Here is a 10,311-nt window from a genome sequence, read left to right on the forward strand (position 1 = left end):
GCCGCCCCCGGGGGCCGTCAAGGCCGGTCGCGCCGGCGTGCCTCAGCGCACGGGGAAGTCGAAGTAGGTGTCACGGAACGGCTCGTCGCGGAGGGTGTAGTGCCACCACTCCTCCTTCAGATTGACGAAGCCCGCGCCCTCCAGCGTCGACTTCAGCAGCAGCCGGTTCGCCCGCCGCCGCCCGTCGATCCGCGGGTCGAGCGTGTGCGACAGGGTGTCGAAGCAGTCGAACCCCGTCCCCATGTCGACCGAGTTGTCGGGGAAGCGCTCCGCCTTCGGCGCGTAGCAGGGCACCAGCGGCTCCCCGGGGAAGGAGGGGCGGGCCGGCCACGCCGGGAGCCGCACCAGGGTCACGTCCAGGGTGCTGCCCCTGCTGTGCCCGGACTTCTCGGCGATGTAGCCGTCCAGGAACAGCCGCGACTTGTCCACCCGCGGATAGAACTCCGCCTTCATCCGCTCGTCGCCGAGGTCCTTCGCCCATTCCACGAAGTCGTTCACCGCGCGCTGCGGCCGGTAGCAGTCGTAGACCTTGAGGGTGTAGCCCTTACGGAGAAGCGCGCGCTGCGCCCGGTGCAGCGCCTCGGCGGCCGGCCGGGTCAGCAGGCACACCGGGCGGTGGTAGCCGTCGATCCGGTGCCCGGTGAAGTTGTGCCGGGTGACGTAGCGCATCTCCTGGAGGATCGTCGGATCGACGTCCGAGAGGGCGACGAACTCCTTCGGAGGCCGCGGCTCACGCGCCGCGTGCGCGGCGGGGGCGGGCGCGGCGGACACGGCGAGGAGCGCGGCCAGCGGTAAGGCGAGCGCGCGCAGGGCTGCGGAGAGTCTGGACATGGGCTCCCTGATACCAGCCGGGCGGCCGCTACGGAAGGGCCCGCCAGGCTCCCGCACCGCCGGCCCGCCTCACGAGGCGCCCTCGCCACCACGGACCCGCACGGGATACCCGACCTCCCGCGCACCCTCCTGCTCCACGGTCACCACCCCGTCCCGCAGCCGCGTCGTGAACCGCACGACCTCCGGCGACTCCCAGCCCTCGCCGCCGTCCGGGATCAGCACCCCGCCCCCCGTCCGCCCGGCGGCGGGCGCCCACACGTCCAGCTCCACCCGCCCGTCGGCACCCGCCACGGGCACCACCGAACCCGCCCGCGCCAGCACCGGGATCCGCGACAGCGGAGCGTCCAGCAGCACCTGCCCCGGGCCCTCGTGCGCCCGGCCCGTCGCCGTGTCGTACCACCGCCCGCGCGGCAGCCGCACCGCGCGCCGGTCCGTGCCCTGCTCCAGCACCGGCGCCACCAGCAGCGAGTCACCCAGCAGGAACGCGTCCTCGCAGTCCCGCAGCGCCCGGTCCTCCGGCGACCGCCACCACACCGGCCGGACGTACGGCGCCCCCGTGCGCCGCGCCAGGTGCGACAGCGTCACGAAGTACGGCAGCAACCGCTCCCGCTCCCGCAGCGCGGCCCCCGCGTGCTCCAGGATCTCCGCGCCGAACTCCCACGGTTCCCGGCGCCCCGCGAAATACGCGGCGTGCGTACGGAACAGCGGCAGATACGCGCCCAGCTGGAACCAGCGCAGGTACAGCTCGGGCGACGGCGACCCCGTGAACCCGCCGACGTCCGGACCGGAATACGGCACCCCGCACAGCCCGAGGCCGAGCACCAGCGCCAGCGACGCCCGCAGCCCCGGCCACCCAGTGGCCACGTCGCCCGACCACGTGCCGCCGTAGCGCTGCATGCCCGCCCAGCCCGACCGGGAGAACAGGAACGGCCGCTCCCCGGGCCGCAGATCCCGCAGCCCCTCGAACCCGGCGCGCGCCATCGCCAGCCCGTAGACGTTGTGTGCCTCGCGGTGGTCACCGCCCCGGCCCTCCAGGGCGTGCCGGGCCGACCGGGGGAGCGTCGGATCGCCGAACGCCGTGAACGACACCGGCTCGTTCATGTCGTGCCAGAACCCCGCGAAGCCCTGCGCCAGCCGCTCCGCGTACAGCCCGCCCCACCACGTGCGCACCGCCGGATCGGTGAAGTCCGGGAAGACCGACTCCCCGGGCCACACCTCGCCCCGCACCGGCCGCCCCCGGCCGTCCCGTACGAACGCCCCCGCCTCCGCGCCGCTGTCGTACACCGCCAGCCCCGGCTCGGCCTTCACCGCCGGGTCCACGATGGACACCAGCCGCACCCCGAGCTCCCGCAGCTCGGCCGCAAGCCCCGGCAGATCGGGGAAGCGCTCCCGGTCCACCGTGAACACGCGGTGCCCCCGGTAGTGGTCGATGTCCAGGTGCAGCACCGACAGCGGCAGCCCCCGCTCCACGTAACCGGCCACCACCCGCCGCACCTCGGCCTCGCTGCCGAACCCCCAGCGCGCGTGGTGGTGCCCCAGCGCCCAGGCGGGCGGCAGCGCGGCGGCGCCCGTCAGCGCCGCCCAGCCGTGCAGCACGCGCGCGGGCGTGCCCACGATCACCCAGGAGCGCAGCGGCCCGCCGTCCATCCGCAGCTCGCAGCGGCCCGGCCGGTCGTGCCCCGAACCCGCGCCCTCCTCGCCCTCCCGCAGCGTCACCCGCCCGTCCCAGGAGTTGTCGTGGAAGGCCAGGTGCGTGCCCGCGTCGGCCACCACCAGCTGCACCGGCATCGTGATGTACAGCGGATCGTCCTCCGGCTCGAAGGCGCCGCCCGGATCGGTGTTCCACAGCCGGTACGTCCCCTCCCGCAGCCGGGGCCCCGCCGCCCTGCCGCCCAGCCCGAAGAACCGCGCGTCCGGCGGCACCTCCGACCGCTGCGTCCACCGCGGAGCGGGCACCGGCCCGGCGGACCCCCCGGGCGCCGGCCCGTCCACCGGCTCCCACCAGCGCGGCGGCAGGTCGCGCCGCAGCAGCAGCCCGCCCGGCGTCCGCACCTCCACGGAGCCGTGCCGCCCCACGACCACCAGCACCCGCTCCGACACCACACGCCAGCCGCCGTCCTTGTCCGGCTCCAGCACGGCGCGCTCGTCCACCTCCGGAACCGCCCCGCCGAGGGCGTACGAGGGCTCCGGGACGGCGCCGTCCCAGCCGCAGAACACCGCGCCGCCCGCCGCCACCCGCACCAGCAGCGACGACCGGGCGAAGCGCACCACCCCGCCGCCCGGACCCGGCTCGGCACCCAGCGCCGCGCCCGGCACCCGCGCCCGCTCCGCCCCCTGCCGTGGCAGCCCCGCGGCGTCCACGCACCGCCGCCGCCACGCCGTCCGCACGGACCGCAGCCCCCGCGCAGTCCCGACCGTTTCCACTAACCGCCGCAGATCACGTGCATCCATGCTGATCAGCCTGCCACCGCCGGGCCGGGGCGCGGGGTCCGTTCAACTGTCGTTCACCCCGCCGGGAACCCGGGATCCCCCGAGGGTTATCCACAGGGCTGGTGCGGGAGTCGATCACGTGGCATCGTCCTCTCAGCCGCGTCCCGCGCGAACCCGCCGGTGCGCGGCGCGACGCCCACGACGCGTAACAGCCGGGAGCAGCCAGATGACCACCGCACCGCCGCCCGCCACCCAGCCGGAACCCCTGTGGACCCCCGGCGAGGACCGCGTCGCCCGCGCACAGGTCACCCGCTTCCACGCCTGGGCCGCCGAGCGGCACGGCGCCCCGGCCCCGTCCCCGGTGACCCCGCCGCGAGCTACGCCGCGCTGCACCGCTGGTCCGTGGAGCGCCTGTCCGACTTCTGGCAGGCCGTCGCCGCCTGGTGCGACGTGCGCTTCTCCACCCCCGCCTCGCGGGTGCTCGCCGACCCCGCCATGCCCGGCGCCCGCTGGTTCCCCGGCGCCACGCTCAATTACGCCGAGCACGCCCTGCGCGCCGCCGAGGACCCCGCCCGCGCCGACGGCCCCGCCCTGCTGTACGTCGACGAGACCCACGAGCCGGTCCCCGTCAGCTGGTCCGGACTCCGCGCCCAGGTCGGCTCCCTCGCCGCGGAGCTGCGCCGTCTCGGCGTCCGCCCCGGCGACCGCGTCAGCGCCTATCTGCCCAACGTCCCGCAGGCCGTCGTCGCCCTGCTCGCCACCGCCGCCGTCGGCGCCGTCTGGACCTCCTGCGCCCCCGACTTCGGCGCCCGCAGCGTCCTGGACCGCTTCCAGCAGGTCGAGCCCGTTGTCCTGTTCGCCGTCGACGGCTACCGCTACGGCGGCAAGCGCCACGACCGCGCCGGGACCGTTGCCGAGCTGCGCGCGGGCCTGCCGACCGTGCGCGCGGTGGTGCACGTCCCGCTCCTGGGCACCCCGGCCCCCGAGGGCGCCCTGGAGTGGGAGGCCCTCACCTCGTCCGGCGCCGAGCCGGTCTTCGAGCAGGTCCCCTTCGACCACCCCCTGTGGGTGCTCTACTCCTCGGGCACCACGGGCCTGCCCAAGGCCATCGTGCAGTCCCAGGGCGGCATCCTCCTGGAGCACCTCAAGCAGCTCGCCCTGCACTGCGACCTCGGCCCCGAGGACCGCTTCTTCTGGTACACCTCGACCGGCTGGATGATGTGGAACTTCCTCGTCTCCGGCCTCCTGGTCGGCTCGACCGTCGTCCTCTACGACGGCAGCCCCGGCCACCCCGACACCGCCGCCCAGTGGCGCGTCGCCGAGCGCACCGGCGCCACCCTCTTCGGCACCTCCGCCGCGTATGTGATGGCCTGCCGCAAGGCGGAGGTCCACCCCGGCCGCGACTTCGACCTCTCCCGCGTCAAATGCGTCGCCACCACGGGCTCACCGCTGCCGCCCGACGGCTTCCGCTGGCTGCACGACGAGGTCGCCGAGGACATGTGGATCGCCTCCGTCAGCGGCGGCACCGACGTGTGCAGCTGCTTCGCCGGCGCCGTGCCCACCCTGCCGGTGCACATCGGCGAGCTCCAGGCGCCCTGCCTGGGCACGGACCTCCAGGCCTGGGACGCCCAGGGCAAGCCCGTCGTCGACGAGGTCGGCGAGCTGATCGTCGCGGGCCCCATGCCGTCCATGCCGATCCACTTCTGGAACGACCCCGACGGCTCCCGCTACCGCGACAGCTACTTCGAGATGTTCCCCGGCGTCTGGCGCCACGGCGACTGGATCACCCTCACCTCGCGAGGCAGCGTCGTGATCCACGGCCGCTCCGACTCCACCCTCAACCGCCAGGGCGTCCGCATGGGCTCCGCGGACATCTACGAGGCCGTCGAGCGCCTCCCCGAGATCCGCGAGTCCCTCGTCATCGGCGTCGAAGAGCCCGACGGCGGCTACTGGATGCCCCTCTTCGTCCACCTCACCCCGGGCGCCACCCTCGACGACGCCCTGCTCGACCGCATCAAGAGCACCATCCGTGCCCAGCTCTCACCCCGTCACGTCCCCGACGAGGTCATCGAGGTGCCCGCCATCCCGCACACCCTGACCGGCAAGCGCATCGAGGTCCCCGTCAAGCGCCTCCTCCAGGGCACGCCGCTGGAGAAGGCCGTCAACCCCGGCTCGGTCGACGACGCCGGCCTCCTGAGGTTCTACGAGGAGCTGGGCCGGGCGCGCGGCTGACCGCGCGCCCGCCTCACCCGCCGTACGTCGCCTGGCGCTCACCCAGCATCCCCGCGAAGTCCGCCGCCAGGCGCACGGCCTCCGCCGGCAGCAGGTCCGTCGTCGTGATCCGCACCCCGGGCCCGGTGCCGGTCCGGAACCGCGCCCCGGCCGCCACCCACCAGCCCGACGACCGCAGGCCGTTGACCACCGCGGCCTCGTCGCACACCGGCACCCAGATGTTCAGCCCGCTGGCGCCGTGCGCGGGGACGCCGTGCCGGGCCAGCTCCCCGAGCAGCGTCTCCCGGCGCAGCGCGTAGGCGTCGCGCGCCCGGGCCACCAGGGCCCGGGCCCCGGGGTCCGCCAGCAGCCCGGCCACCGCGTCCTGGAGCGCGTGGCTCACCCAGCCGGAGGTCAGCAGGAGCCGCCCGTCGTGCCGGGCCAGCGTGATCGGGTCGCACGCCATCGCCGCCCACCGCAGATCCGAGTCCAGGTACTTGGTGACGGTGCGGATCTGCGCCCAGCGGCCCGGCCCGCCGGCGGCCACGCTGTGCAGCGGCACGCCCGCGATCTCCGACGCGTGGTCGTTCTCGATCACCAGCACGTCCGGGGCCTCCGCGAGCACGGCCACCAGGGCGTCCCGCCGCCCGGCAGAGAAGGCGCCGCCGTAAGGGTTCTGCGACCGCGGACTGAAGATCACCGCCCGTACCCCCGCCCGGAGCGCGGCCCGCAGCGACTCCGGCCGGATCCCCTCGTCGTCCACCACCACCGGCACGGACCGCAGCCCCAGCGCGGGCACGAGATCCAGCAGGTGGTGGTAGCCGGGGTCCTCCATGGCCACCCCGTCGCCCGGCCGGAGCTCGACGGAGAGCAGCCGCGCCACGCAGTCGAGCCCGCTGTGCGCGAACGTCACGTGCGCCGACGGCACGCCGTCCCGCTCGTACCAGGCGCGGACCAGCTCCTCCAGCCGCGCGAGCCGTGGCGACGACCGGTGCGGGCGCGACCCCGCGGCCGCCCGGGCCGACGGCAGCCTGCTGGGCAGGAACGCCTGGTCGGGATGGCCGCCGGACAGATCGCGCAGCCCCGCGGGAACCTTCGGCGGACGCCGGGAGGCCACCGCCGGAGCCTCGGCGACCACCGTCCCGCCGCGCCCCCGGGTGAGGACGATGCCCCGCCCGCGCAGCTCCTTGTACGTGGCCGCGACGGTGCCCGGGCTCACCCCCAGCCGCTCGGCCAGCACCCGCACGGGAGGCAGCGCGCTGCCCGGCGGCAGAGCGCCCTCGGCCACCCCGCGCTCGATGGACGCGGCAATCCCCTTGGCGTTCGTACCAGTGAACTCATATTGTGTCACCACAGATCTGAGTATGTATCAGTACAATAGGTCGGTCAAGGGGAACCAGATGCGTATACCGGGGGGAGCGGACGGACGCCGTCTGCTGGCCATCAGCTTCGTCGACCGGGTCGGCTCCGGACTGTGGGGGGCCACCGCCGTCCTCTACTTCACCTACGTCGCCGGACTCGGCACCGGAGAGATCGGCATCCTGCTCGGCGCCTCCGGAGCCGCCGGCATCGCCGGCCCGCCCCTCGGCGGCATGCTCGCCGACCGCGTGCCCCTACGACCGCTCCTGGCCGCCGTCCAGGCCGTGCGCGCCCTCGCCTCCCTCTCCCTCCTCACCACCACGGACCTGCGCCTCCTCCTCGTCATCGCCGCCGTCGGCAGCCTCGGCGACCGCGCCTCCTCCGTCCTCACCAAGCTGTACGCGACCCGCGTCGCCGACGCCGAACGCGCCCGCTACCAGGCGATCAACCGCACCGCCGCCAACCTCGGCTGGGCGGTCGGAGGCCTCGCGGCGGCGGGCGCGCTCACCGCCGCCGACGCCACCGTCTACCGCGGCCTGCTCATCGGCGACACCCTCTCCTTCGTCCTGGCCGCCGTCCTCACCCTGCGCTGCGGCGAACCCCCGTCCCCCGCGCGCCTCGTCACCACCTCCGCGACGGCCCACTGCCCCGGCGCGACCGCGGCCCAGGACGGTACCTCCGCCCAGACCCCGGCCACCGCCACGGAACCCGCCCCCAACCCGTGGCGCGACCGCCGCTACCTCGCCTACACCGCCACCGAGACCGCCCTCTTCCTCGACGACTCCGTCTTCCGGGTCGGCCTGCCGCTCTGGGCCGTGACGGCCACGTCCGCCCCGCACCAGCTCGTCCCGCTCCTGCTCGTCCTCAACAGCGTGCTCGTGGTCTGCTTCCAGGTCCCCTTCGCACGCTTCGGCACCACCCCCCGCGCCGCCCGCGCGACACTCCTCCCCCTGGCCGCCGCCTTCCTGACGGGCGGTATCGCCCTCGCCGTCTCGGCCGTGGACTCCCCCTGGACCGCCTCGATCGCCCTCATCCTCGCCGCCACCGCCTTCACCGTCGCCGAGATGCTGCACGCCACCGTCTCCTGGGAGCTGTCCGTCGCCCTCGCCCCGCCCACGGCCCAGGGCGCCTACCTCGGCGTGCACGGCCTCGGCCAGGCCGTCCAGCGCAGCGTCGGACCGCTCGCCGTGACCGCGGCCATCACCACCGGCCCCCTCGGCTGGCTCGCGTTCGGCGCCGCACTCGCCGCCATGTCCTGCGCCCAGCACCGCCTGGTGCGCGACCGCGGGGACAGTGCGTTGTCAGTGCCCTCGGTTACGGTGAGTGAGCACTGATCGTCCGCGCTGATGGGGGAGTCATGGCGCATCACAGGAACGGCAGCACCCGGGGCAACCGACAGATGACGGCGCGGCGCGCACTGCGCCGCGAAGTGCCCAGCACCGTGGCCGTGCTGGCCGACGAGGCGGACTTCACCGCCATGAGCAGATACCCGTCCTTCGTCTTCGACGACCACGCCACCTATCTGCGGCAGATGGAGGGGCTGCTGCGGACCCTCGCCCGGCAGGGCACGCACACGAGCGTCGCCCTCTTCGACCCCGTGGGCTACGAGGAGTTCTGCGCGGACTCCCACCTCGACCCCGACAGCCCCGCCAGCCGCACCCGCTACACCGCCGAGGTCGCCGCGGCGGGCACCAAGGTCACCTACGAGGGCCAGCCGATCGGCAGGCTGCTGCCCCAGCTCGTCGACGCGACGGAACAGCAGGCCACCTGGGAGTACGCCTCCTCCCTCCTCACCGCCGGTGGTGACTGCGCCTCCTGCGGCGAGGACATCGGCGGGGCCGCGTTCGCCCGCGCCACCCGGGCGCTGCGCCGCCTCGTCCGGGCCGTGGGCCCGGGCAGCCACCACCTGGTGTGCAGCGTCTCGGCCGAGGGCGACGTCCCGCTCGTCGCGGTGCTGCACGCCGAGCACCGCGACGACGGCCTGCTGCACCTGGGGGAGGCCGCGGCCCTGGTCTTCTGCACGGTGCTGGCGGCCGGCATCGCCACGGACCGCCCCGGCGGCGTCGTCCTGCGCACCACGCTGCCGGGCCGCCGCGACACCGTCCGGGGGTGGAACGTACGCGACGGATGGCTGCGGCCCCTGACGGAGGCCGAGGTCTTCGCCGCCTACTGCACCGACGCCCGCACCGGCGAGCCGGTGCCCCCGGAGCCCGGTGTCGACTACCGCGCGGGCCTGCGGCTCGTCGACGAAGAAGCGGGGAGAGAAGAAGGGAACGAGGAAGGGGACGAGGAAGGGGACGAAGAAGCGGAAGGGGAAACGGAGGGGGAAACGGAAGGCGGAGGCAAGGGCTGAGAACGCGAAAGGTGCCCCGCCTTGCGGCGGGGCACCCCTCACGTCATCCGGTCACGTCGTCCTGACGTCACCCGTCGGCTCACTCGCCGGACAGCACCGCCTGCGCGGCCAGACGGGCCTCTTCGGCCGTGTCCGTGGCACGCGCCGCGGCGGCGGCGCGCTCGCACTGGGCGAGCGTGTGCTTGGCCAGCGTCGCGCGCACGTACGGGATCGACGCGGCGCCCATGGACAGGCTGGTGACGCCCAGTCCGGTCAGCACACAGGCCAGCAGCGGGTCCGCGGCGGCCTCACCGCAGACCCCGCAGCTCTTGCCCTCGGCCTTGGCGGCCTCGGCGGAGGCGGCGACGAGGTCGAGCAGCGCGGGCTGCCACGGGTCCTGGAGCCGGGACACCGCACCGACCTGACGGTCGGCGGCGAAGGTGTACTGCGCCAGGTCGTTGGTGCCCAGCGAGAGGAACTCGACCTCCTGGAGAATCGAGCGGGCCCGCAGCGCGGCGGAGGGGATCTCCACCATCGCGCCGAACTTGGCCTGGAGCCCGGCCTCGCGGCACGCGTCCGCGAACGCCTTGGCGTCCGTGCGGTCCGCCACCATCGGGGCCATGACCTCAAGGTAGACCGGCAGCCCCTCGGCGGCCTTGGCCAGCGCGACCAGCTGCGTGCGCAGCACGTCCGGGTGGTCCAGCAGGGTGCGCAGACCGCGCACGCCGAGCGCCGGGTTCGGCTCGTCGGCCGGCGTCAGGAAGTCGAGCGGCTTGTCCGCGCCCGCGTCCAGCACGCGCACGACCACCCGGCCCTCGGGGAACGCCTCCAGGACCTTGCGGTAGGCCTCGATCTGCTTGGCCTCCGAGGGCGCCTTCTGGCTGTCGTCCAGGAAGAGGAACTCGGTGCGGAACAGACCGACGCCCTCGGCACCCGCCTCGACCGCGGCCGGCACGTCCGCCGGGCCACCGACGTTCGCGAGCAGCGGCACCTTGTGCCCGTCGGACGTCGCGCCCGGGCCGGACGACGCGGCGAGGGCGGCCTTGCGCGCCTCGGCGGCCTTCGTCAGCTCGGCACGCTTCTCGGCGCTCGGGTCGACGAAGATGTCGCCCGTGCTGCCGTCGACGGCCACGACCGTGCCCTCGGCC

General features: G+C 74.9%; 6 protein-coding genes and 1 pseudogene (1 of these 7 running past the window's edge). 3 read left to right on the top strand and 4 right to left on the bottom strand.

Annotation, left to right across the window (positions count from 1 at the left end; translation table 11 throughout):
* Positions 1-42: 42 nt before the first annotated feature.
* Both SMD11_RS28085 and SMD11_RS28090 read right to left on the bottom strand, forming a co-directional pair.
* Positions 43-831, bottom strand: coding sequence for a M15 family metallopeptidase (locus tag SMD11_RS28085; protein WP_087929105.1), 789 nt, complete (start codon positions 829-831; stop codon positions 43-45).
* 69 nt (positions 832-900) lie between these two features.
* Complete coding sequence (locus SMD11_RS28090; protein ID WP_087929106.1) at positions 901-3,282, bottom strand: TIM-barrel domain-containing protein; 2,382 nt, start codon at positions 3,280-3,282, stop codon at positions 901-903.
* Between the two features lie 205 nt (positions 3,283-3,487).
* Between SMD11_RS28090 and SMD11_RS28095 the strand changes: the two are divergent.
* Positions 3,488-5,493: pseudogene (locus SMD11_RS28095) on the top strand (acetoacetate--CoA ligase).
* 13 nt (positions 5,494-5,506) lie between these two features.
* On the opposite strand, the gene SMD11_RS28100 reads toward SMD11_RS28095, so the two are convergent.
* The gene (locus SMD11_RS28100) at positions 5,507-6,826 is read right to left on the bottom strand and encodes a GntR family transcriptional regulator (RefSeq protein WP_087929107.1); all 1,320 of its coding nucleotides are present in this window, start codon (positions 6,824-6,826) and stop codon (positions 5,507-5,509) included.
* A 46-nt stretch (positions 6,827-6,872) separates the two neighbouring features.
* Between SMD11_RS28100 and SMD11_RS28105 the strand changes: the two genes are divergently transcribed.
* Both SMD11_RS28105 and SMD11_RS28110 read left to right on the top strand, forming a co-directional pair.
* Positions 6,873-8,165, top strand: a complete 1,293-nt coding sequence (locus SMD11_RS28105; protein ID WP_234366190.1) for an MFS transporter — start codon at positions 6,873-6,875, stop codon at positions 8,163-8,165.
* A gap of 23 nt (positions 8,166-8,188) precedes the next feature.
* A complete protein-coding gene (locus tag SMD11_RS28110) occupies positions 8,189-9,184 on the top strand; it encodes a hypothetical protein (RefSeq protein ID WP_234366191.1) in 996 nt (331 codons plus the stop codon).
* 79 nt (positions 9,185-9,263) lie between these two features.
* On the opposite strand, the gene ptsP is transcribed toward SMD11_RS28110, so the two are convergent.
* A protein-coding gene (gene ptsP / locus SMD11_RS28115) for a phosphoenolpyruvate--protein phosphotransferase (RefSeq protein WP_087929108.1) crosses the window boundary here: on the bottom strand, positions 9,264-10,311 show its 3' portion. Its footprint extends 623 nt past the window's final position; 1,048 of the gene's 1,671 nt are visible here — the last part of the coding sequence; its start codon lies off the right edge, out of view; it ends in the stop codon at positions 9,264-9,266.

This window comes from Streptomyces albireticuli (assembly GCF_002192455.1).
Taxonomy (GTDB): domain Bacteria; phylum Actinomycetota; class Actinomycetes; order Streptomycetales; family Streptomycetaceae; genus Streptomyces; species Streptomyces albireticuli_B.